The sequence below is a fragment of the Streptomyces sp. R-74717 genome, assembly GCF_047305335.1.
Taxonomy (GTDB): Bacteria; Actinomycetota; Actinomycetes; order Streptomycetales; family Streptomycetaceae; genus Streptomyces; species Streptomyces atratus.
In genome coordinates, this window is the sequence record NZ_CP102361.1 from 5,671,851 (window position 1) to 5,693,154 (window position 21,304).

Annotated in this window: 22 protein-coding genes and 2 pseudogenes; 16 read left to right on the forward strand and 8 right to left on the reverse strand. The window is 68.6% G+C overall.

Going from position 1 to position 21,304, the window contains the following annotated elements:
* Nucleotides 1–90 precede the first annotated feature (90 nt).
* Complete coding sequence (locus NRF20_RS25960; RefSeq protein WP_398633571.1) at nt 91–519, reverse strand: nucleoside deaminase; 429 nt, start codon at nt 517–519, stop codon at nt 91–93.
* 126 nt (nt 520–645) lie between these two features.
* Nucleotides 646–1,050 carry a PLD nuclease N-terminal domain-containing protein gene (locus NRF20_RS25965; protein WP_398633570.1) on the reverse strand — a complete coding sequence of 135 codons (405 nt, stop codon included), beginning with the start codon at nt 1,048–1,050 and terminating at the stop codon, nt 646–648.
* Between the two features lie 398 nt (nt 1,051–1,448).
* On the opposite strand from NRF20_RS25965, the gene NRF20_RS25970 reads away from it, so the two are divergent.
* The 8 genes from NRF20_RS25970 (at nt 1,449) to mqnP (ending at nt 9,409) form a co-directional block, all read left to right on the forward strand.
* Nucleotides 1,449–1,613: a DUF397 domain-containing protein gene (locus NRF20_RS25970; protein WP_398633520.1), complete on the forward strand. Its 165-nt coding sequence runs from the start codon at nt 1,449–1,451 to the stop codon at nt 1,611–1,613.
* 388 nt (nt 1,614–2,001) lie between these two features.
* Nucleotides 2,002–2,721: an urease subunit gamma gene (locus tag NRF20_RS25975; protein WP_413753360.1), complete on the forward strand. Its 720-nt coding sequence runs from the start codon at nt 2,002–2,004 to the stop codon at nt 2,719–2,721.
* Nucleotides 2,714–4,651, forward strand: a complete 1,938-nt coding sequence (locus tag NRF20_RS25980) for an urease subunit alpha (RefSeq protein ID WP_413753361.1) — start codon at nt 2,714–2,716, stop codon at nt 4,649–4,651. Before NRF20_RS25975 ends, NRF20_RS25980 begins: the two co-directional genes overlap by 8 nt.
* Before the next feature lie 65 nt (nt 4,652–4,716).
* A complete protein-coding gene (locus tag NRF20_RS25985; protein ID WP_413753362.1) occupies nt 4,717–5,391 on the forward strand; it encodes an urease accessory protein UreF in 675 nt (224 codons plus the stop codon).
* A gap of 53 nt (nt 5,392–5,444) precedes the next feature.
* Nucleotides 5,445–6,137, forward strand: coding sequence for an urease accessory protein UreG (gene ureG / locus NRF20_RS25990; RefSeq protein WP_398633517.1), 693 nt, complete (start codon nt 5,445–5,447; stop codon nt 6,135–6,137).
* A complete protein-coding gene (locus NRF20_RS25995) occupies nt 6,134–6,979 on the forward strand; it encodes an urease accessory protein UreD (RefSeq protein ID WP_413753363.1) in 846 nt (281 codons plus the stop codon). The genes ureG and NRF20_RS25995 overlap by 4 nt, the downstream gene beginning before the upstream one ends.
* Nucleotides 6,980–7,037: 58 nt before the next feature.
* Nucleotides 7,038–8,495 (forward strand): menaquinone biosynthesis decarboxylase, encoded by a 1,458-nt coding sequence (locus tag NRF20_RS26000; RefSeq protein ID WP_266365495.1) that lies wholly within the window; start codon nt 7,038–7,040, stop codon nt 8,493–8,495.
* On the forward strand, nt 8,492–9,409 hold the full coding sequence (mqnP, locus tag NRF20_RS26005) for a menaquinone biosynthesis prenyltransferase MqnP (protein WP_398633515.1): 918 nt from the start codon (nt 8,492–8,494) through the stop codon (nt 9,407–9,409). The genes NRF20_RS26000 and mqnP overlap by 4 nt, the downstream gene beginning before the upstream one ends.
* A gap of 12 nt (nt 9,410–9,421) precedes the next feature.
* Here the strand turns inward: mqnP and NRF20_RS26010 are convergent, their stop codons facing one another.
* Nucleotides 9,422–10,048: a rhomboid family intramembrane serine protease gene (locus tag NRF20_RS26010; RefSeq protein ID WP_114245113.1), complete on the reverse strand. Its 627-nt coding sequence runs from the start codon at nt 10,046–10,048 to the stop codon at nt 9,422–9,424.
* A gap of 124 nt (nt 10,049–10,172) precedes the next feature.
* Here NRF20_RS26010 and NRF20_RS26015 point away from each other — a divergent pair, with 124 nt between their 5' ends.
* The gene (locus tag NRF20_RS26015) at nt 10,173–10,847 is read left to right on the forward strand and encodes a UbiX family flavin prenyltransferase (protein WP_329834155.1); all 675 of its coding nucleotides are present in this window, start codon (nt 10,173–10,175) and stop codon (nt 10,845–10,847) included.
* A gap of 8 nt (nt 10,848–10,855) precedes the next feature.
* On the opposite strand, the gene NRF20_RS26020 is transcribed toward NRF20_RS26015, so the two are convergent.
* Entirely contained in the window at nt 10,856–10,990 is a 135-nt protein-coding gene (locus NRF20_RS26020; protein WP_256102855.1) for a hypothetical protein, read from the reverse strand.
* Between the two features lie 132 nt (nt 10,991–11,122).
* On the opposite strand from NRF20_RS26020, the gene NRF20_RS26025 reads away from it, so the two are divergent.
* The 5 genes from NRF20_RS26025 (at nt 11,123) to NRF20_RS26045 (ending at nt 15,688) form a co-directional block, all read left to right on the forward strand.
* Nucleotides 11,123–11,578, forward strand: a complete 456-nt coding sequence (locus tag NRF20_RS26025) for an Lrp/AsnC family transcriptional regulator (protein WP_266360698.1) — start codon at nt 11,123–11,125, stop codon at nt 11,576–11,578.
* A gap of 90 nt (nt 11,579–11,668) precedes the next feature.
* Complete coding sequence (mqnE, locus tag NRF20_RS26030; protein ID WP_327274613.1) at nt 11,669–12,832, forward strand: aminofutalosine synthase MqnE; 1,164 nt, start codon at nt 11,669–11,671, stop codon at nt 12,830–12,832.
* A gap of 122 nt (nt 12,833–12,954) precedes the next feature.
* Complete coding sequence (locus NRF20_RS26035; protein ID WP_413753364.1) at nt 12,955–13,494, forward strand: N-acetyltransferase family protein; 540 nt, start codon at nt 12,955–12,957, stop codon at nt 13,492–13,494.
* Nucleotides 13,495–13,665: 171 nt separating this feature from the next.
* Complete coding sequence (locus NRF20_RS26040; RefSeq protein ID WP_266365497.1) at nt 13,666–13,920, forward strand: DUF4229 domain-containing protein; 255 nt, start codon at nt 13,666–13,668, stop codon at nt 13,918–13,920.
* Nucleotides 13,921–14,332: 412 nt separating this feature from the next.
* Nucleotides 14,333–15,688 carry a dicarboxylate/amino acid:cation symporter gene (locus NRF20_RS26045; RefSeq protein ID WP_398633513.1) on the forward strand — a complete coding sequence of 452 codons (1,356 nt, stop codon included), beginning with the start codon at nt 14,333–14,335 and terminating at the stop codon, nt 15,686–15,688.
* An 84-nt stretch (nt 15,689–15,772) separates the two neighbouring features.
* Here NRF20_RS26045 and NRF20_RS26050 read toward each other — a convergent pair whose 3' ends face one another.
* Together NRF20_RS26050 and NRF20_RS26055 are read right to left on the reverse strand one after the other, a co-directional pair.
* Complete coding sequence (locus NRF20_RS26050; RefSeq protein ID WP_398633512.1) at nt 15,773–15,979, reverse strand: hypothetical protein; 207 nt, start codon at nt 15,977–15,979, stop codon at nt 15,773–15,775.
* A gap of 67 nt (nt 15,980–16,046) precedes the next feature.
* A complete protein-coding gene (locus NRF20_RS26055; protein WP_413753365.1) occupies nt 16,047–17,243 on the reverse strand; it encodes an alpha/beta hydrolase family protein in 1,197 nt (398 codons plus the stop codon).
* 242 nt (nt 17,244–17,485) lie between these two features.
* On the opposite strand from NRF20_RS26055, the gene NRF20_RS26060 reads away from it, so the two are divergent.
* A complete protein-coding gene (locus NRF20_RS26060; protein WP_413754605.1) occupies nt 17,486–18,121 on the forward strand; it encodes a TetR/AcrR family transcriptional regulator in 636 nt (211 codons plus the stop codon).
* Nucleotides 18,122–18,131: 10 nt separating this feature from the next.
* Here NRF20_RS26060 and NRF20_RS26065 read toward each other — a convergent pair.
* Nucleotides 18,132–18,683, reverse strand: a pseudogene (locus tag NRF20_RS26065) (MaoC/PaaZ C-terminal domain-containing protein); the annotation flags it as partial.
* An 82-nt stretch (nt 18,684–18,765) separates the two neighbouring features.
* Here NRF20_RS26065 and NRF20_RS26070 point away from each other — a divergent pair.
* Nucleotides 18,766–19,813 (forward strand): annotated as a pseudogene (locus NRF20_RS26070) (AMP-dependent synthetase/ligase); the annotation flags it as partial.
* Between the two features lie 85 nt (nt 19,814–19,898).
* Here the strand turns inward: NRF20_RS26070 and NRF20_RS26075 are convergent.
* A complete protein-coding gene (locus tag NRF20_RS26075) occupies nt 19,899–21,074 on the reverse strand; it encodes a glycosyltransferase (protein WP_413753366.1) in 1,176 nt (391 codons plus the stop codon).
* Nucleotides 21,075–21,304: the final 230 nt, after the last annotated feature.

The window sequence follows — 21,304 nt, forward strand, 5'->3', positions numbered from 1 at the left end:
CCGATCTGTCACACCGTCAACACAAGGATATCGGCAGGGTGTTGGGGCGAGGTGTAGATTTTCGAACGATCGGGGGCGCGGGGCGGTAAATCAGTCAACGCCGATGTCCTCGTTCCACACGTCGGGATGGTCCCGTACGAAGTCCCGCATGAGTGCGACGCATTCGGCATCGTCGAGCAGCACGATCTCCACTCCGTGCCGGGCCAGCCAGTCGTGCCGGCCGGGGTAGGTCTCCGCCTCGCCGATCACCACCCGCGAGATCCCGAACTGCCGCACGAGGCCGGAGCAGTACCAGCACGGGGAGAGCGTCGTCACCATCGTCGTGCCCCGGTACGAGCGCTGCCGTCCGGCCGCTCGGAACGCCGCCGTCTCCGCATGCATGGACGGATCGCCGTCCTGGACGCGGCGGTTGTGGCCGCGGCCGAGGAGGCTGCCGTCCGGCCCGTAGAGTGCGGCACCGATGGGGATGCCGCCCTCGGCGAGCCCGGCACGGGCCTCGGCGAGGGCGGTGGCGAGCATGGCGCGGTAGTCGTTCACGCGCCCACTCTCCACCGTGTGGACAGCGGATTCCCGGCACCCACGACGGCCGCAGCGTGTCCAACGACATGTACGGGCCGCCGACAAGGGCCGGCCGGCCCTTCGCGATTACGAAGCGGGTGGCGCCGACTCCTCCGGCCCCGCCCCGCTCTCCCGGCGCTTGAGCTCCTCCTCGCGGCGGCGCAGATCCGCCTCCCAGTCCTTGAGGAGCGACTCGTCCTTCTTGTTCTCTTCCTTCAGCGCCTTCAGGAACTCCGGATTGTCGTCCGGCGCCACCCACTGCGAGCGGTGATTGCGGTGCCATTCGGACGGCGTACGGCCTCCGGCGGGCACGGTGCGCATCTTGCCCGCGGCCAGCCAGACGATCGGGCCCACGATCCAGAAAAGCAGGATGATGAAGACCCAGGCGATCTTCGGCAGGTGCTTCGCCTCGTCCTCAGGGGTGTTCAGGCAGTCGATGAACGCGTAGATCGTCAGCGCCAGAGGCAGGAGATAGATCAGGGCCCGGAACATGATGGAAAGATCCCCCTGCGGAGAGTTGGCGGGGCTTGTCCCGCCCCGGTGACGGGCCCAGAGTAGCCGGTGTCCATTACGTCCCACGGCGAGCAGGTGGGAACTGGCGGCGAGCAGGTCGGAGTACGGCTCCGCCATGCGGGCCGCGGCCAGCGCGGAGGTGAACATCCGTGATCCGGTGAGTGACTCACCGGTATGCTGCTCGGTCGCTTTCAGCAGCGCCCAGGCGGGGCCCTCGACGCCGTATACCCGGGTGTCGGTGAAGCCGGCCTCGCGCATTTCGATAGGCCCCACGAGATCGAGCGCTACGACGGGGCGTTCAAGTTGATTTGGGGCTCGGCGCTTGACGAAGCAGGCAGCACGAGCCTTCTCGAGCGAGCAGCGAGGGAGCTGAGAAAGTGAACAGTGCGGATCTGACAGGCGCGGTCTGGCGCAAGAGCAGCCGCAGCAACGGTGACGCGAACTGCGTCGAGGTCGCCTTCCTCGGTGACGGGCGCGTGGCCACCCGAGACAGCAAGGACCGGGGCGACGGACCCGCGCTCGTCTTCACCAGGGGCGAGTGAACCGTTTTCGAGGGCGGTGTGGTGAACGGCGAGTTCCAGTAGTCGTAACCCTGTGTCCTGCCTGAAGTGCCGGGCCAACCCCCAGCGTTGATGGCCACTGGGTGACCAGGCGGCCGTGATTAAACCACAGGGGAGTCTCAGGTTCAGGCATATCGGCCCGACCGCCACTCATATGGGCGGCGGTCGGGCTGTGCCCGTTTCCGGCTCTGTCGGCGTGATCATGATGGTCCCGCGAGGGGCTGCGGCCGGGATGGTCGAGGAAGCCGTGCTGCGCTGACGGCACGGGCGTGAAGTCGTGGAGACTCCGCCCGCACTGCCGATGGCGCATGGCCGGGTCCCAACACAATCGCCCACGGCAGAAGCCCTGGGCAGGGCGAACGCAGGGGGAATGGCTGTGCACCTGACTCCACATGAACAAGAGCGCCTGATGATTCATTTGGCGGCGGACGTCGCCGAGAAGCGTCGGGCTCGGGGGGTGCGGCTCAACTACCCCGAGACGGTGGCGCTGTTGACCGTACATGTCCTCGAGGGGGCCCGGGACGGCCGCACCGTAGCCGAACTCATGTCTTCCGGACGGAAGTTATTGTCCCGTGGGGAGGTCATGGAGGGCATCCCCGAGATGATCAAGAACGTGCAGGTGGAGGCCACGTTCCCCGACGGCACGAAGCTGGTCACGATCCACGACCCCTTCCCGGAGGCGGGCGACGAAGAAGAGGGGCTGGTCCACCCGGGGAAAATCGATTACTCCGCGAAGCCGGAGGACGAGTTGGTGCGCTTCAACGAGGGGCGTGAGATCACGTCCCTGACCGTCAAGAACCCGTGCGACCGTCCCATCCAGGTCGGTTCCCACTACCACTTCGCCGAGGCCAACTCCGGGCTGGAGTTCGACCGCGAGGCCGCTTGGGGCAAGCGTCTGCACGTCCCGGCCGGCAGCTCCGTACGCTTCGAGCCCAGCATCACGGAAGAAGTCGAACTCGTACCCATCGAGGGCGAGCGACTGGTCCACGGACTGCGCGAAAGGATCGACGGTCTGCCCGGAAAGATCGACGGCTCACTCGACAACACCGAGGGTCCGTTCGGTGAGGGTGGGGGCGAGTCCGATGACTGACTTCGCCGAGTGTCCTTGCTGCCCGGAGCCCCCCGAACGCTCCGCCCCCCTGACCCGCGCCGCGTACGCGGACCGGTTCGGCCCGACGGTCCGCGACCGCATCCGCCTCGCCGATACGGAGCTGCGGATCGAGATCGAGGACGACTGGTCGGGCGGCCCCGGGCGCAGCGGGAACGAGATGGTCTTCGGCGGCGGCAAGGTGATCCGCGAGTCGATGGGGCAGTCCACCGCGCCGCGCGACCCGGCCGACGCCGACGGGATGGGCGGCTCCGGTGAGTCCGATGGCGGCGATGCCGTCATGCCCCCCGACACGGTGATCACCGGTGCGGTCGTCCTGGACCACTGGGGCATCGTCAAGACCGATGTCGCCATCCGCGACGGCCGTATCACCGCGCTCGGCAAGGCGTACAACGACGAGACCATGGACCCCCTCCACGAGGGTGCCGACAACCACAACGACGTCGGCCCGATTCCCACGGACTTCGTCATCGGCCCCGATACCGAGGTCATCGCGGGCAACGGGAAGATCCTCACCGCGGGCGGGGTCGACACGCACGTCCACTTCATCTGCCCCGAGCAGGTCGGTGAGGCGCTGTCCGCGGGCGTGACCACGCTCATCGGGGGCGGTACGGGACCGGCGGAGGGCAGCACCGCCACCACCGTCACACCCGGTTCCTGGCATCTCGCCCGGACATTCGAGGCGCTGGACTCCTTCCCGGTCAACATCGGGCTGCTCGGCAAGGGCGCCACCATGTCGGAGAAGTCGATGTACGACCAGGTGGACGCGGGCGTCATCGGTTTCAAGATCCACGAGGACTGGGGCGCCACACCGGCGGTCATCAAGAAGTGCCTGAAGGTCTGCGAGGAGACTGGCGTCCAACTCGCGCTCCATGCCGACTCGTTGAACGAGGCGGGCTTTGTCGACGACACCATTCGGGCCATCGATGGCCGTTCCATCCATGTCTTCCATATCGAGGGCGCGGGAGGTGGCCATGCCCCCGACATGATCAAGATGGTGCATGAGGGCAATGTGCTGCCCGCCTCCACCAACCCCACCCGGCCACTGACCATCAACACGGTCAAGGAGCACTTCGACATGGTGATGGTCTGCCATCACCTCAATCCGAAGATCAAGGAGGACCTGGCCTTCGCGGACTCCCGCATCCGGCCCTCCACGATGGCCGCTGAGGACATCCTGCACGACCTCGGTGCCATCTCGATCATGTCGTCGGACGCTCAGGCCATGGGGCGCATCGGCGAGATGATCATGCGTACCTGGCAGACCGCGCACGTCATGAAGACGCGGCGGGGCCTCCTGGAGGGTGACAAGCGGCCGGAGGGTGAAGAGCCGGAGGGCGGGCGGCCGGTGGGAGCCGACAACAGGCGCGCCCGGCGGTACGTCGCGAAGTACACCATCAACCCGGCGATCGCCCAGGGAATCGACGCAGTGGTCGGGTCCGTGGAGCCCGGCAAGCTGGCCGACCTGGTGCTGTGGGAGCCGAAGTTCTTCGGGGTCAAGCCGCACCAGGTGATCAAGGGCGGGCAGATCGCGTACGCGCAGGTGGGCGACGCCAACGCGTCCATCCCGACCCCGCAGCCGGTCCTGCCCCGCGCCATGTGGGGCGCCACCGGCCTGGCGCCCCGCTCCACCTCGTTCAACTTCGTCACCCAACGGGCCATCGACAATGGGTTGCCCGAACGTCTCCCGCTGGGCAAGCAGTTCAAGGCCATCAGCAGCACACGTGACATCGGCAAGGCGGACATGAAGGAGAACAGCGCCACCCCCGATGTCCGGATCGACCCCGACACCTTCGAGGTGATCGTCGGGGGCGCAAAGGTGGAGGACGTGACGACCTGCATCGATGGCCAGATCGTCGAGCGGAACTATCCCCGTGAACTCCCCATGGCGCAGCGGTACTTCCTCTTCTGAGATCCCGAGCGGCGAGCTGTGAAGCGTGAGCTTCGACGATGAGTGACGAAAGGTGACCTGGGAAAATGAGCCGCGCCGCGCTGTTCGTCCTGGCCGACGGCCGCTTCCCCGCCGGAGGGCACGCGCACTCCGGAGGAGCCGAGCCGGCCGTGGCCGCGGGCCGTATCAAGGATGCGGACTCGCTGGAGGAATTCTGCCGGGGGCGGCTGCACACCGCGGGTCTGGTCGCGGCGGCACTGGCCGCCGCGGCCGCCGCGGGCCACGATCCGCTGGCGCTGGACGACGCCGCCGACGCCCGTACTCCGGTGCAGGCACTGCGGACCACTGCCCGCAAGCTGGGGCGGCAGATGATGCGGGCAGCCCGCGCGACCTGGCCGTCGGCCGAGCTGGACGCGCTGTCCGCGGCCCGGCCGCGCGGCGCGCACCAGCCGGTGGTGCTGGGTCTGGCCGCGCGGTCGGCCGGGCTGGCACCGCTGGATGCCGCGTATGCGGTGGCGTACGAAACCGTCAGCGGGCCGGCCACGGCGGCGGTCCGGCTGCTGAGCCTGGACCCGTTCGACGCCACCGCCGTCCTCGCCCGCCTCGCCCCCGACCTCGACCGGACCGCCGCCGCGGCGGCCGCGGCCGCCGGGCGCATCCCCGAGGAGGGGTTCGACGCCCTGCCCGCCGCCTCCGCGCCGCTGCTGGACATCACCGCGCAGCAGCACGCCGCCTGGCCGGTACGCCTCTTCGCCTCCTGACACCCACGACTGACACCCACGACCACGGAACACCACGCAGGACTGGAGCCCGTATGCACCTCGACCACGCAGAGACGTTCCCCGAACGCCACACCTACAGCGCTGAACCCCGGCGCCCCGACGGCACCCGGCGTGCCCTTCGGATCGGCCTGGGCGGGCCGGTCGGCTCGGGCAAGACCGCCACCGTCGCAGCCCTGTGCCGGGTGCTGCGCGACGAGCTCTCCATCGCCGTGGTCACCAACGACATCTACACGCGCGAAGACGCCGAATTCCTGCTCCGCGAGGCGGTACTGCCCGCCGAGCGGATCACCGCGGTGGAGACCGGTGCCTGCCCGCACACCGCCATCCGCGACGACATCTCCGCAAACCTCGAAGCCGTCGAGGACCTGGAGAACGCCATCGGCCCCCTCGACCTCGTCCTGGTGGAATCGGGTGGCGACAACCTCACCGCCACCTTCTCCAAAGGCCTGGTCGACGCCCAGATCTTCGTCATCGATGTGGCGGGCGGCGACGACATCCCGCGCAAGGGCGGCCCCGGCGTCACCAATTCGGACCTCCTCGTCATCAACAAGACCGACCTCGCGCCCTACGTCGGCTCCGACCTGGAGAGCATGGCGCGCGATGCCGGGGTCCAGCGCGGCCACCTCCCCGTCGCCTTCACCTGCCTCAAGACCGAGGACGGTGCGAAGCCGGTTGCCGACTGGGTCCGCGAGCGACTCACCGACTGGACCGCAGGCCCCGCATGACCCTCGTACCCCCGCCGGCTGCGGCGGCTTCCGGGCGGACTGCTGTGGGCGTACGCGCCACCGCCCGCATCACGGCAACCGTCGGCGGCGGCACCACCACGCTGCCCGTCCTCGACGGCGACGGGCCCTTCGAACTCCGTCGCCTGCGCTCACACGGGAGTGAGGCGCGGGTGTGCATCGTCGGCGCGATGAGTGCCCCTCTCGGCGGTGACCGGCTGCGCATCGAAGCGACCGCCCAGGAGGGCGCGGCGCTGCACATCACCTCCGCCGCCGCGACCCTCGCCCTGCGGGGCCCGACCTCCGAGCACGCCACGTACGACGTGCATCTGACCGCAGGGGAGCACGCGCAGCTCCACTGGCTCCCCAAGCCGTTGATCTGCGCGGGCGGCAGCGATCTGCGCCAGACCTGGACCGTCGGCCTCGCCCCCACCGCACGGCTGGTACTGCGCGAGGAACAGATCCTCGGACGCACGGGCGAATCTCCCGGCCATGTGGCGACCCGTCTCACCGTCCGGCGTGGTGGGCAGACTCTGCTGGACCAACAGGCCGAGTACGGACCGGGTGCACCCGGCTGGGACGGCCCCGCCGTCCTCGCCGGCCACCGTGCGGCCGGGCAGCTCCTGATCGTCGACCCGGTCTTCGAGAAGACGCCCCTCGAAGTTCAACTGCTCGGCGGCTCCCCGGAAGACGGCCAGGCCGTGCTGACACCGCTCGCCGGTCCCGCCGCGCTGGTCACCGCCGTCGCCCCGGACGGCCTCCGCCTGCGCCACCTCCTCGACACGGCACAGGCCACCTTCCGCCGTACCGTCCCGGGCGGACACGGGCGCGTCCGCGTTCCGTGAGGGGCGCCGAGGTGGGGCACCCCAGGTGATCGCCAACGGTGATGACAAACTGGACGGCATGGCTTACGACGATCTTCGTTCCCTCCTCCGGGCTCTGGAGCGCGAGGGCGAGCTCAAGCGCATCAAGGCCGAGGTCGACCCGTATCTGGAGGTCGGCGAGATCGTCGACCGCGTGAACAAGGCGGGCGGGCCCGCGTTGCTCTTCGAGAACGTCAAGGGGTCCTCGATGCCCCTGGCCATGAATGTCTTCGGGACCGACAGGCGGCTGCTCAAGGCGCTCGGGCTGAAGTCGTACGCCGATATCAGCGACAAGATCGGCGGGCTGCTCAAGCCGGAGCTGCCGCACGGCTTCGTCGGGGTGCGGGAGGCATTCGGGAAGCTCGGCTCGATGGTGCATGTGCCGCCGAAGAAGGTGAAGTCCGAGAGCGCGCCCGTGCAGGAGGTCGTGCTCACCGGCGACGACGTGGATCTGGATCAGCTGCCCGCGCTCTTCACCTGGCCCGAGGACGGCGGATCGTTCTTCAATCTGGGGCTCACCCATACCAAGCACCCGGAGACGGGTGTGCGGAACCTGGGTCTGTACCGGCTCCAGCGTCACGACCGGCGCACCATCGGGATGCACTGGCAGATCCACAAGGACAGCCGCAACCACTACCAGGTCGCCGCCAAGCGCGGGGAGCGGCTGCCGGTCGCGATCGCGTTCGGGGCGCCGCCCGCGGTGACGTACGCCTCCACCGCGCCGCTGCCGGGGGACATCGACGAGTACCTCTTCGCCGGGTTCATCCAGGGCAAGCGGATCGAGATGGTCGACTGCAAGACCGTGCCGTTGCAGGTCCCGGCGCAGGCGGAGGTCGTCATCGAGGGGTGGCTGGAGCCCGGGAAGATGCTTCCCGAGGGGCCGTTCGGCGACCACACCGGCTTCTACACGCCGCAGGAACCGTTCCCCGCACTGACCATCGACTGCGTGACCATGCGGAAACGTCCGCTGCTGCAGTCGATCGTGGTGGGCCGGCCGCCGACCGAGGACGGGCCGCTGGGTCGGGCCACGGAGCGGTTCTTCCTGCCGCTCCTCAAGATCATCGTGCCGGACATCGTGGACTACCACCTGCCGGAGGCGGGCGGCTTCCACAACTGTGCGATCGTCTCGATCGACAAGAAGTACCCGAAGCACGCCCAGAAGGTGATGAGTGCCATCTGGGGTGCGCACATGATGTCGCTGACCAAGCTGATCGTCGTCGTGGACTCCGACTGCGACGTCCACGATCTGCACGAGGTGGCGTGGCGGGCGCTCGGCAATACGGACTACGCGCGTGACCTCACCGTCACCGAGGGGCCCGTCGATCATCTCGACCATGCTTCCTACCAGCAGTTCTGGGGTGGCAAGGCGGGCATCGACGCGACGAAGAAGTGGCCCGAGGAGGGTTACACCCGGGACGGGGGCTGGCCGGACATGGTCGAGTCCGACCCTCGGACGGCGGCGAAGGTCGACCGCCGGTGGAAGGAATACGGACTGTGAGCGCCGCCGAAGCAGCACTGGGCTCAGAGCCCGTACAACCGAACAGCAAGGTCAAGGCGTTTCTGCGGCTCGTGATGATCGAGCACTCGGTCTTCGCGCTGCCCTTCGCGTACATCGCCGCCCTGACCGCGATGTTCCAGGCGGACAAGTCCATCCACTGGGTCACGCTGCTGCTCGTCACCATCGCGATGGTGGGGCTGAGGACGTTCGCGATGGCCTGCAACCGGATCATCGACCGGGAGATCGACGCCCGTAACCCGCGCACCGCGAGCCGGGAACTGGTCACCGGGGCGGTGTCCGTGAAGTCGGCGTGGACGGGGGCGCTCGTCGCCGTTGTCGTCTTCCTCGGGGCGGCGGCTCTGCTGAACCCGCTCTGTCTGGCGCTCGCACCGGCCGCCGTCGTGCCGATGGTGGTCTATCCGTATGGGAAGCGGTTCACCCACTACCCGCACGCCATCCTGGGTATCGCGCAGGCCATAGGGCCGATCGGCGCCTGGCTGGCCGTGACCGGCAGCTGGTCGTGGGACGCGGTGATCCTCGGTCTCGCGGTCGGGATCTGGATCGGTGGCTTCGACCTGATCTTCGGCTGCCAGGACGTCCAGGCGGACCGGGCGCACGGGGTGCTGTCGGTGCCGGCCCGGTTCGGGATTCCGGCCGCGCTCTGGGGTGCGCGGGTCTGCCATGCGGTGACGACCGGGCTGCTCGTCTGGTTCGGGCTGGCCACGGAGGCCGGACTGTTCTACTGGATCGGCATGGTGATCGTCGCCGTCGCCTTCGTGTACGAGCACCGGGTGGTGCGGCCGCACGATCTGTCCCGGCTGAACCGGGCGTTCTTCTCGGTCAACGGGTTCATCGGAATAGCGCTGTTCGCGTGCGCGCTGCTGGATCTGCTGGTGCGGGGTCTGACGGTCTGAGCCGGACAGGCCTTACGGCATGAGCGGTCGGGCGGGTGTCGCCGTGCTCCGGCGGCGGCGGAAGACGAACGCCGCCGCCACGCCCGCCGCCAGTCCGAACAGGTGGCCCTGCCAGCTGACCGAGGTGTTGGCGGGGGAGATCCCCAGCAGGATCGACGAGCCCCATATCGCGCCGATCACCAGCCCGGCGCCGATGTCCAGCACTCTGCGGTCCACGAACCCGCGGACCAGCAGATAGCCGAAGAGGCCGAAGACCAGTCCGGACGCGCCCGCCGTGTTGGAGCCGGCCGGCGAGACCAGCCAGACCCCGAGACCGTCGACCACGATGATCAGCGCGGCCACGGCCGCGAACCGGCGTATGCCGCCCAGCGCGGCCAGGAAGCCGAAGACCAGCAGTGGCACGCTGTTGGAGGCGACATGGCCGAAGCCGAAGTGGATGAAGGACGCGGGCACGACGTCCAGCAGTTCGCCGGGCCGGCGCGGCTCGATCCCGTACGTGTCCAGTGAGTGGCCACTCGACACGTCGACGACTTCGAGTATCCAGAGGAACGCCACCCAGCCCAGCATCAGCTTGGCCGCGGCCTTCGCGCGGTCGCCCGTGCTCCACGCCGGTGCGATTCGATCGGACGATGCGGCCATCGCGGTCCCCCCTGCCGGTCTCCTGTGTCGCCCCTGGTTCCACCCCTCGAACGGCTGGGGCACCTTACTCGGTTCCGGGTTCGGGCAGCCGGATAGGCTCGGCTGTGTGGATTCCGGGACTTCAGTGAGTCAGCACCAGCGACAGCCTTGGATTGTCGGGGTTTCAGGCGCTTCGGGCACCCCATTCGCCGCCGCCGTGCTGCGCGGTCTGCTGGCCGCGGGGGAGAGCGTCGATCTGGTGGTGAGCCGGGCGTCGCGGCTGACGCTGCTGGACGAGACCGGGATCGCGTTCCGCGACGCGCACTGGCAGGAGGATCTGCGCAGCTGGCTGGCGCGAGGGGCGGACGGGAAGCCGCACACCTTCGATGTGGACGTCGAGGGCGTACGGCACTGGGCGGCCGGTGATCTTGCCGCCGGGCCGTCCTCGGGGTCGTACCCGGCGAAGGGGATGCTGATCGTCCCGGCTTCGACGGCATGTGTGGCCGGGGTGGCGCTCGGACTCTCGAAGGATCTGCTCCAGCGGGCCGCGAGCGTGACGCTCAAGGAGCGGCGGAAGCTGGTCGTCGCGGTGCGGGAGACACCGCTGAACGGGCAGACGCTGAAGCATCTGGTGAGCCTGGACGAGGCGGGCGCCGTCGTGCTGCCCGCCTCTCCGGCGTTCTATGCGGGTGCGACGCACATCCAGGATCTGGTGGACTTCGTCGCGGGGCGGGTGCTGGACGCGGCGGGGGTGCCGCACGACCTGTACCGCCGATGGGAGGGAGAGCTCGGTGGCGGCTCTCGCGGCTCCGGGGACTGAGCCTGTGGTCAGCGCTTCTTCTTGGCGCGCGGGGTGCGGGTCCTGTCGACCCGGTGCGCGGCGGCGGGCTGGTGGGCACGCGAGCGGTTGGCCAGGTCCTGCAGCTCGCGCATTCGGGCGTAGGCCATCTCGATCGTGTACACGGTGTTTTCACTCCTGAAGATTCGAAAGCATTTTTTGGATGTTCGGAAAGATTTGCAGGCGCTGAAGCCTGCATGCCTTAGATTCTACACGTAAACTCGCGATACTGCTGAACAATGGAAGGTTTCAGTCACATGGACGCGGTGGACAGGCAGCTCATCCAGGCCCTCAGGGAGAACGGCAGGGCCTCGTACGCCGAGCTGGGGCGGCTCGTCGGGCTCTCCGGGCCCAGCGTCACCGACCGCATCAACCGGCTGGAAACCGCCGGTGTCATCACCGGCTACCGCGCCACCGTCGACGCCGCGTCCCTGGGGCTCGGGGTCACGGCCCTGATCGGTATCTCGCTCTCCGACGCGGCCGATCACGAGGACGTGGCGGGCCGGCTGAAGGACCTCGCGGAGATCGAGGACGCCTGGTTCATCGCGGGCGACGACTCGTACATGCTCAAGGTGCGGGTCGGTGACGTGGACGGCCTGGAGAAGACCATCCGCCGGCTCAGCGGTACGAAGGGTGTCTCGCGCACGCGCACCACGATCGTGCTCTCCACCAAGTGGGAGAACCGGGTCGGGGGACTTCCCGAGGAGGCGTAGGCGTAACGTGGTGGAGCCCCCGGGTGACCGGGGGTTGTGCCCGGTATCACCGGGAAAGGTACAGCGCGTCGACAACTGGGAGGCAGCCGCATGGACGTTGGGCTCAAGCGCGAGCTGGAGGAGAAGGTCCGCGCAGGGGAGCGGCTGACCCGTGAGGACGGCATCGCCCTCTACGAGTCGGACGACCTGGCCTGGCTCGGCGGCCTCGCGCACGAGGTGCGTACACGCAAGAACGGCGACGTCGTGCACTTCAACGTCAACCGGCACCTCAACATGACCAATGTGTGCACCGCGTCGTGCGCGTACTGCTCGTTCCAGCGCAAGCCGGGCGAGAAGGACGCGTACACCATGCGCATCGAGGAGGCCGTCCGGCTGGCGAAGGCGATGGAGGGCGAGAACCTCACCGAGCTGCACATCGTCAACGGGCTGCACCCCACCCTGCCGTGGCGTTACTACCCGCGCTCGCTCAGCGCGCTGAAGGAGGCCCTGCCACAGGTCTCCCTCAAGGCGTTCACCGCCACCGAGATCCACCACTTCGAGACCATCTCCGGGCTCTCGGCCTCCGAGATCCTCGACGAGCTGATCGAGGCCGGTCTGGAGTCGCTGACCGGCGGCGGCGCGGAGATCTTCGACTGGGAGGTCCGCCAGCACATCGTGGACCACAACACCCACTGGGAAGACTGGTCGCGCATCCACCGCCTCGCCCACGAGAAGGGTCTGAAGACCCCGGCGACGATGCTGTACGGGCACATCGAAGAGCCGCGTCACCGAGTCGACCACGTGTTGCGACTGCGTGAGCTGCAGGACGAGACCGGCGGCTTCCAGGTCTTCATCCCGCTGCGCTACCAGCACGACTTCGTGGACATGAAGGATGGCAAGGTCCGCAACAAGCTCCAGGCGCGGACGACGATGGCGACGGGCGCCGAGGCGCTGAAGACGTTCGCCGTCTCGCGTCTTCTCTTCGACAACGTCCCGCACGTCAAGGTCTTCTGGGTGATGCACGGGGTGCAGACCGCCCAGCTCGCGCTCCAGCACGGCGCGGACGACATGGACGGTTCGGTCGTCGAGTACAAGATCACGCACGATGCGGACAACTACGGCACGCCGAACAAGCTCGGCCGTGAGGATCTGCTGGACCTGATCCGGGATGCGGGTTTCCGCCCCGTCGAGCGGAACACCCGGTACGAGATCATCCGCGAGTACCCGGGCCCGGACGCCGGGCGGCGCGAGTCGCCGCAGCCGATGCGCGTCTGACCCGCCCGACCTGCCGCATCGTCAGTAGTTCGGATGTGCGAGAGCCCCGGCCGTCGGCCGGGGCTTTCTCGCGTACCGGACAAGGCTTGAGGTGATGGATCGGTAATAGTTAATCTGCGTCTATGGCACTTACTTTTGAGCTGGATCCCAAGTGCGACCGCACCCTGCGGGACGGCATCGCCGAGCTGTGGACCGATGTCTCCAACGCGGGCGGCGCGGTCGGCTTCGTACCGCCCGTCACGGCCGACGACGTCCGGCCCGAACTGGTCAAGCACCTGGTCGCCATGGCCGAGGGGCGGACCCGGCTGCTGGTCGGTTACGACGAGGAGGGTGCCGTCGCGGCCACGGCCTTCCTGGCCTTCAACACACACCGGCTGATGACCCACTGGCTCTGGCTCTACACGGTGATGGTCCGCCCCCGCCATCAGGGCAAGGGCTACGGGCGTGACCTGATGGACGCCGTGGCGGAGGCCGCGCGCGGGATGGAGGGGATGGAGGCGATCCGGCTCGCCTGCCGCGGCGGCACCGGTGTCGACCGGTTCTACGCCTCGTGCGGGTACAAGGAGGTCGGGCGGGTGCCCGACGCGATACGGGTGGCCGACGGGGACGACCGCGACGACATCATCATGCTGCTGCCGCTCGGCCGAGGTCCTCGGCTCTGATCCGCCGGACAGGCCGGCGGCCGCGTCGGACCCCCTTTGGTGCAGCCCTCCGAAGTGATCGATTCCGGGGCATGCTTCACTGGTCGGGCAGGATCGCAGGACTGTCATACGTAGAGAGAGGGGCCAACTGTGTCCGCTGCCAGGCCGAGCGCGACGATTCGGTACACCGCGATGCGCCTCAGTATCTTCGTCGGCTGCTTCGCCGTCGCAGCTGTGGCCGTCCACTTCGGTCTGCTTCCCGCGGGGGCGGGTGGCTCCAATTTCGTCTGGGTGATCCTGCTCGCGCTGGTTCTGTCCGCGCCGCTCAGCTACGTGCTGCTGCGCAAGCAGCGTGACGAGATGTCCGCGCAGATCGTGTCCACGGTCGACCGCACGAAGGCGCGGCTCGAAGCGAACCGGACCCGCGAGGACCACGTCACCCAGTGACGACCCGGTGAGGATGACGTAAGGGCCACGTAAGGTTCCTCACACCCCGCACAGTTTCCGTGTGAAACCCCGGTGCCGGAGCGAGCGCTCCTGTACTGGGGTTTCGTCGTTCCCGCACGTGTGCCGGGCACTCCGGGGCCCGTATCCCCGCCCAAAGAAGACCTTTGAGGTTCTCAAAGTTCAAGTGTTAACGTGTTCGACATGAAGACAGCAGTGCGCCATCGATCTGCCGCGAGCATCCCGCTCGTGGAGCGCCTGCATGTCGATCTATGCCGCTGTATGTCCGCGGTCTGTTGCCGCAACGTCTGAACCGGCACCATGCAGCGGCGCCGCCCCTGACGCGGGCGCCGCACCCCCGCCCCCCCGCACGACGTCCCCGTGCGCCCCGATGCGTCACTTCTGGAGTGTGTCCGTGTCCGCGAATCCCGCGTCCGCCGCCGCGACCGACAGCCCGTCCGGCTCCGGCTCCGGTTTCCGTATACCCAAGGTCCCGTTCTGGGCCCAGATAGTCGCCGGTCTCGTCCTCGGTGTCGTGTTCGGGTGGCTTGCCCGTACATACGACATCAACTGGCTCTACACCACGCTCGACAAGGTCGGCCACATCTTCGTCCAGCTGCTGAAGCTGGCCGTCGCGCCGCTCGTCTTCTTCGCGATCCTGGTGTCGATCACCAACCTGCGCAAGGTCAACAACGCCGCCCGGCTGGCCACCCGTACCCTGCTCTGGTTCATGATCACCTCGCTGATCGCGGTCGCCATCGGCCTCGCGATCGGCCTGATCACCAACCCGGGTTCCGGTACGGGGCTGACCCCGAAGGACGGCAAGCTGCCGGAGCACGCGGGCTCCTGGCTCGACTTCCTCACCGGCATCATCCCGGACAACGTGATCACGCCGTTCACCGAGCTGAACGTGCTCCAGATCGTCTTCATGGCGGCCGTCGCCGGTATCGCAGCTCTCCAGCTCGGTGAGAAGGCCCAGCCGATCCTCACCCTCAGCGAGTCCGTCCTGGAGCTGCTCCAGAAAGCCCTGTGGTGGGTCATCCGACTCGCCCCCATCGGCACCATCGGCCTCATCGGCTATGCGATAGCCGACTACGGCTGGGACCTGATCGGCAAGTACGCGACGTTCACCGCCGACGTCTACATCGGCTGCGCCCTGGTGCTGTTCGGCGTGTACCCGCTGCTGCTCGTCACCGTCGCCAAGCTCAGCCCGCTGCAGTTCTTCAAGGGCGCCTGGCCGGCGATCCAGCTGGCCTTCGTCTCCCGCTCCTCGGTCGGCACGATGCCGGTCACCCAGAAGGTCACCGAGCGCCTCGGCGTCCCGAAGGAGTACGCCTCCTTCTCGGTCCCGTTCGGCGCGACCACCAAGATGGACGGCTGCGCCGCGATCTACCCGGCGCTGGCGGCGATCTTCATCGCGCAGATCTTCGACGTCCAGCTGGGTGTCGGTGACTACGTCCTCATCGCGTTCGTCTCGGTGATCGGTTCCGCGGCCACCGCCGGTCTCACCGGTGCGACGGTCATGCTGACCCTCACGCTGTCGACGCTGGGCCTCCCGCTGGAGGGCGTCGGTCTGCTCATGGCCATCGACCCGATCCTGGACATGATGCGTACGGCCACCAACGTGGCGGGTCAGGCGCTGGTCCCGGTGATCGTCTCGGCCCGCGAGAAGATCCTCGACCACGACGCGTACAACTCGGCCTCGTCCTCCCCGGTCGACGACGCCGAAGTGCACGACGCCGAGCCGCAGCGCGTGCCGGTCGCCGCGTAACGGCCGCAGTCTGCACCGAGCGCCCCCGGTCCGTCCGTCGACGGCCCGGGGGCGCTCGCCGTTGCGCGGGCTCCGGCCGGCACCTCAGGGAGCGGTGCCCGAGGTGACGAAGAGGGGGAGTGCGAGGAACAGCCGCCCTGTTCGAGCGCGTGCGCGCTGGACCGCTTCGTCGGTGAGGCGGCGCGGCTGCGGACCCGTATCGCTGCCGTGCAGGCCTCGCTGGACCTGGTCGAGTGCGCGCCGGGCTGCGAGCACGACGACTTCACCCGGTGCCCGCACTACCGCACGCACGTGGCGCTCGGGCTCTGAGCACCACGTGCGTGCGTGACGCGACGCGCCTCGTCCCGTCCGGGCCGGATCAGTGCTGGAACCCGACCTCGGGGTTGTCCGGTGTCGGGCCGTCCAGGAGCGGCTGCGGCGTACCTCGCAGATGCAGATCGAAGAAGGCCGCGACATAGTCCCGGGTGATCCGCATCGAGCGTTCGCCGGAGAGCGGCGCCTCGGGGTCGACCATGCCCAACTGTCCTCCCAGCGCGGGGACATCGGTGAAGGTGAAGTGACCGGAGCCGGTGACGGTCAGCCAGCGCTTCCAGCCGTCCAGCCGCGCCCAGCCCTCGTCCCAGCTCTCGTCCTCACCGCCGGGATGGTGGTCGGAGGCGGTGCCGAGCATCAGGAACGGTCTGCCGTCGAGCCCGCCGGCGGGGACCGGGTCGAAGAAGGTGCCGTCCATGTCGACCCCGGCGCGCACACGGTGGTCGGCGGCCATCGTCGAGGCGGTGGCGTTGCCGCCGATGGAATGGCCGGCCATGCCGATCCGGTCCGGGTCGATCATGCGGGCGTGACGCCAGGCCGGGTGACGGCCGGTCAGCCGGTCCAGGACGAAGGAGAGGTCCGCGGCCCGTCCTTTGGACACGGCCGCCAGGCCGGCTCTTCCGGTGCCCTCGGTCCGTTCGCAGGCGACGCAGGTGAGCAGACGCCCACCGGGGAAGGTGGTGCCGGTGGACTCGTAGGCGTGGTCGACCGTCGCGACGACGTATCCACGGCTGGCCAGGTCCTCGGCCAGGCCGGTCAGCGTTGTCCGCGGCGTGCCGAAGCCGGGGGAGAGCACCACCAGCGGGAACCGCCCAGGTGCCGGGCGGGCGGCCAGGCGGGCGTGGGTGAGGGTGGCGCTGACCGTGGTCGCGGGGACCACGTCCTCCAGACCGCGGGACGCCAGCATCAGCCGGGCTTCGTCCGTGGTCATGTACGGCGCGGTCGTCGTGCCGCTGCCGGGCCGGGCCGGGTAGTGGACCGACACCATCAACTGCCGGGCGCCCGCCGCCGGGACCCAGGGGTCCGGTCGGCTCCGGTCGGTCAGATGCAGGGTGTCCCGGCCCGTTGCGTAGGGTCCGGTCGGCCGGGGGACTTCGAGTGACGGTCCGGTGACGGCGTGCGCCGCAGGGGTCGCATCGGGGCGGGTTGCGGGACCCGGGGCGGCTGAGGCGGTCGTGGGTAAGGCGAGCAGGACGGCCAGGGTGATCGCCGTGGCCGTGGCCCGGCTGCGAGGACTGATCATGGTGAAGACGCTACGGATCCGGCCGTGCGGGAACATCGCGCGCAGGGGGGAGCCGCTGTCCCACCACAGGGTGATCCCCGGCCCCGGGAGACATGACTTCCGATGGGTGTACAACCGGCCACTCGGTGGCCGCGGAAGCCCTCTCCGTACGTCGGGCAAGGGGCCTGCGCCGTACTCTTGCCGAGGAGCAGGACGGTGGGGGCGGGAGAAAGTCGGACGTGGGTGCTGTGAAGAGCAAACGGATGCCGCGTGCCGTGCGCGAGCAGCAGATGATGGACGCCGCGGTACGGACGTTCGGGCAGCGCGGATACCGGGCCGCTTCGATGGACGAGATCGCGGAGCTGGCCGGGGTGTCCAAGCCGCTGGTCTATCTGTATCTGAATTCCAAGGAAGAGCTCTTCACCGCCTGCATCCAGCGCGAGGCGAAAGCGCTGGTCACAGCGGTTCAGTCGGGGGTGGAGCCGGAGCTTCCGGCGGATCGGCAACTGTGGGCGGGGCTGCGGGCATTCTTCACGCACACCGCGGAGAACCCGGACGGCTGGGCGGTACTGCACCGGCAGGCGCGTACGCACGGGGAGCCGTTCGCCACCGAGGTCATGGTGATGCGCGACGAGATCGTTGCGTTCGTGACGGGTCTGATCGGTGCGGCGGCCCGTGAGGCTCACCATGATCCGGCACTGCCGGACCGCGATGTGGCGGGTCTGGCGCAGGCCCTCGTGGGGGCTGCGGAGTCGCTCGCCGGCTGGGCCAACGACACCCCGGGCGTCTCGGCGAAGGAAGCCGCGGCCACGCTGATGAACTTCGCCTGGGCGGGTCTGGAGAACCTCATGCACGGTCGCCCGTGGCTGCCACCGAGCCAGTCCGCCGGTCAGAGGTAGCAGCGGCCGGTCACGAATCCGCTCCTGCGCCGTCCCGCGTCGTCGACCCCGTGAGATGGACCCGGCTGCCGCTGCGGAGCTGGAAGGCGGAGCCCGATCCGTCCGCCGCGTACATCACCGTCGCCGGGAGCAGGACCGGTGCCTTGAAGTCGGCGCGTACGGAACGGATCCGGCCCGGATCGTCGGCTTCGGCCAGGCAGCGGGCGACCGTCCACATGCCGTGCGCGATGGCCCTCGGGAAGCCGAACAACCGGGCCGTCAGCGGGTACAGATGGATGGGGTTCCGGTCACCGGACGCCTCCCCGTAGCGACGTCCCAGATCGCCGCGGAGCCGCCACTCGGCGACGGCGGGGAGCTCGGTGGCAGGGGCTGCGGCGACAGCGGTGGGAGCAACAGCGGTCGTGGTCGGGTGGCGGGACAGATAGCCGCTGCGCGACTCCCAGATCAGCTCGCCGCCCGACCGTGCCTCCGTCGCCATCGTGACCTCGGTGCCACGGCGGTGCGGCGTCAACCCGTCTGCGTACACGGTCAGTTCGAGCGGATCCGTGGCGGGCGCCGCCCGGCGCCGACGAACGTATGACGGGCTGCAGCGCCGCGTGCACGTCCCCGAGTCCTGCGGTGGTGGCAACTGCCGTCGCGAATACCCCGCGTCCACGCTCCTCTTCCTCCCCTCTCCCACGTCTTCGGACGCATGGTCGCAATCGGCTGTCTGCGCGCCCGGGTCCGCCTCGGCCACGCCCCGTCCATCCGGACCGAGGACCTCCTGGCCGACCTGGCCGGGTTCAGGCCGTCGTTCCTGCTGGCCATCCCGTACGTACTGGAGAAGGTCTACAACACCGGCCGCGCCACGGCCGAGAAGATGGGCCGAGCCTCGTCGTTCGACCGCGCCGCGAGGATCGCCCAGCGATATGGACAGGCCGTCGAGGCCGCCGAACACGGCACCGGCCCCGGACCGGGCTGGGGGCTGCGAGCAACTCGTGCGCTGTACGACCCGCTGGTCCACCGTCGTATCCGGGCCGCACTCGGCGGACACGTCCGGTACGCGATCTGCGGCGGCTCCCCGCTGGGCCGCCGGCTCGCCGCGTTCTACTCGGGCGCCGGCATCGAGATCTTCGAGGGCTACGGCCTGACGGAGACCACCGCGGCCGCCAGGTGTTCCAGGGCTACTGGGACGCCGAACGCGGCGAGGCCGTGCCCGTACAGGAGGGCGGCTGGTTCGCCACCGGCGACCTCGGCGCGCTGGACGAGGACGGCTACCTCACGATCACCGGCCGCAAGAAGGACATCATCATCACCTCCGGCGGCAAGAACGTCACCCCGGCACCACTGGAGGACTGGTTGCGTGCCCACCCGCTGGTCAGCCAGTGCATGGTGGTCGGCGAAAACCGGTCGTTCATCACCGCCCTGATCACCCTGGAGCCGGACGGGCTCGCCCACTGGCGGCAGATGAAGAAGAAGCAGGACGTGCCGATCCGCGAATTGGTGGCGGACGAGGAGCTGCGCAGCGCGCTCCAGCGTGCGGTCGACGAGGCCAACCGTCTGGTCTCGCGCGCCGAATCGATCCGCAAGTTTGCTGTGCCGCCGGGGGACTTCACGGAGGAGAGCGGGCACCTGACGCCGTCGCTGAAGCTGAAACGGGATGTGATCGCACGGGACTTCGAGAAGGAGATCGAGGCGTTGTACCGGAAGTGACCGCGCAAGCGGCGGCACGTCGTCACCGAGGCCGGACCTGTTCCGCGCCTCTCCCGGTTTCCCCCTCAGCCGCCCCGTGCGCCTGTCATGCGGTCTTCGGGCGGGCAAAGGTGGCGGGTGCTGACCGGCTGGAGCGTGCTGCGACAAGGTCGGCCGCGAACTTACGGTTGTTGATGGTCTGTTCGCGGTAGTCGGCCGGAAGGTCCGGCAGGGCGAGGAGGCGGTCGCAGGAAGCCAGCGATCCGCGCGCGTCGCCGGTCCAGTAGGAGGTGATGGAGTGCTCGAAGAGCAGGCCCCAGCTGTAGATCCAGGGCTCCATGAACAGCCAGTCCTTGGGGGTGGGGCGATTGAGACCGGCGACGGCGATTGCGTTGGCTGCTTGATAGCGCCCCATCTTCCTCAGCCGGCTGGTCAGTTCGTAGCAGGCTTCCAACCGCTGCGGCCGGCTCTCCCATGCGCGGGTGAGAGCGTCCATGCCGCCGGGCCAGTCACCGGAGTCGGCTTTGAGCACTCCCACTTGCAGCAGGGCGTAGTACACCTCCTCGTCCCATCCGCCCATGCCGGACCGACGTTCGTACGCCGCGATCGCTTCTCGGGTCTCACCCATGTCGCGGAGAGTCTGCGCGAGGTAGAAGACCGTGCGGGGGTTGTCGGGGTTGCGCTTGAGGTCCTCGCGCAGCAGGCGGGCATCCCGGGTGAACTTGTCCCCGCGCGAGCCGCCGTCGGCGAAATGCTCGATGCTGAGGGCCGAGAGATCGGCAACCGTGTGCTGCTGGGCGGTGGTCAGAAATTCGTGAGTCGCGCCCTCGTAGCCCCATGGGATGTCCCCCTTGACCAGCCGGGGGATGCGGTATTCGAGGGAACCGAGATGCCGCAACATGTAGGAATCGGCGCTCAGTTCGGACAGTTCGGACAGTGGACCCTCCCGTCGGACGGCCATGTCGGCGTCGATGAGCAGGAGATAGTCGGCCTTGCCGCGTGCGCGCTGGATGTTCAGGGTGCGGTTGTGGCCGAAGTTGGCCCAGAGGTCCTCGTGGAGTTCTCCCGGAATCCCCTTCATCGTGGCGCGGATCAGTTCCTGTGTTCCGTCATGGGAGCCGGTGTCGGAGATGACCCATGTGTCCACCAGGTCGCGTACGGAGTTCAGGCATCGCTCGATAACCTTCGCCTCGTCCTTGACAATCATGCAGAGGCAGATCGACGGCTTGCGGTGCAGGGCGGGTGGCCGTTCTTCGGTAGGACGGTCGATCAGATTTGTCATATACATCTCCCAATCTGGCTTCTATGGAGTAACGCTCCACGGCGAATTGGTGCGGTGTGCGGGATCGGCCGATCCGGTCACCGAGGAAAGCGACGCTAGTGCGCCGGAATCCAGTGGCCGCGACGCGACACGGAATTCTCGGGGTGTGTAGCCGGCCGGGCCGAAATGTCCAACGGGCGTAACCAATATGCGAATAGGGGCAGATGGCCGAAGCTTTACTCACTCACAAG

What these genes read in the sequence shown, in the direction of transcription:
- NRF20_RS25960 (WP_398633571.1), bottom strand. Translation starts at nt 519, where the DNA reads ATGCTCGCCACCGCCCTCGCCGAGGCCCGTGCCGGGCTCGCCGAGGGC.
- NRF20_RS25965 (WP_398633570.1), bottom strand. Translation starts at nt 1,050, where the DNA reads ATGTTCCGGGCCCTGATCTATCTCCTGCCTCTGGCGCTGACGATCTAC.
- NRF20_RS25975 (WP_413753360.1), top strand. Translation starts at nt 2,002, where the DNA reads ATGGCTGTGCACCTGACTCCACATGAACAAGAGCGCCTGATGATTCAT.
- NRF20_RS25980 (WP_413753361.1), top strand. Translation starts at nt 2,714, where the DNA reads ATGACTGACTTCGCCGAGTGTCCTTGCTGCCCGGAGCCCCCCGAACGC.
- NRF20_RS25985 (WP_413753362.1), top strand. Translation starts at nt 4,717, where the DNA reads ATGAGCCGCGCCGCGCTGTTCGTCCTGGCCGACGGCCGCTTCCCCGCC.
- ureG (WP_398633517.1), top strand. Translation starts at nt 5,445, where the DNA reads ATGCACCTCGACCACGCAGAGACGTTCCCCGAACGCCACACCTACAGC.
- NRF20_RS25995 (WP_413753363.1), top strand. Translation starts at nt 6,134, where the DNA reads ATGACCCTCGTACCCCCGCCGGCTGCGGCGGCTTCCGGGCGGACTGCT.
- NRF20_RS26000 (WP_266365495.1), top strand. Translation starts at nt 7,038, where the DNA reads ATGGCTTACGACGATCTTCGTTCCCTCCTCCGGGCTCTGGAGCGCGAG.
- NRF20_RS26010 (WP_114245113.1), bottom strand. Translation starts at nt 10,048, where the DNA reads ATGGCCGCATCGTCCGATCGAATCGCACCGGCGTGGAGCACGGGCGAC.
- NRF20_RS26025 (WP_266360698.1), top strand. Translation starts at nt 11,123, where the DNA reads ATGGACGCGGTGGACAGGCAGCTCATCCAGGCCCTCAGGGAGAACGGC.
- mqnE (WP_327274613.1), top strand. Translation starts at nt 11,669, where the DNA reads ATGGACGTTGGGCTCAAGCGCGAGCTGGAGGAGAAGGTCCGCGCAGGG.
- NRF20_RS26035 (WP_413753364.1), top strand. Translation starts at nt 12,955, where the DNA reads ATGGCACTTACTTTTGAGCTGGATCCCAAGTGCGACCGCACCCTGCGG.
- NRF20_RS26040 (WP_266365497.1), top strand. Translation starts at nt 13,666, where the DNA reads ATGCGCCTCAGTATCTTCGTCGGCTGCTTCGCCGTCGCAGCTGTGGCC.
- NRF20_RS26055 (WP_413753365.1), bottom strand. Translation starts at nt 17,243, where the DNA reads ATGATCAGTCCTCGCAGCCGGGCCACGGCCACGGCGATCACCCTGGCC.
- NRF20_RS26060 (WP_413754605.1), top strand. Translation starts at nt 17,486, where the DNA reads ATGCCGCGTGCCGTGCGCGAGCAGCAGATGATGGACGCCGCGGTACGG.
- NRF20_RS26075 (WP_413753366.1), bottom strand. Translation starts at nt 21,074, where the DNA reads ATGACAAATCTGATCGACCGTCCTACCGAAGAACGGCCACCCGCCCTG.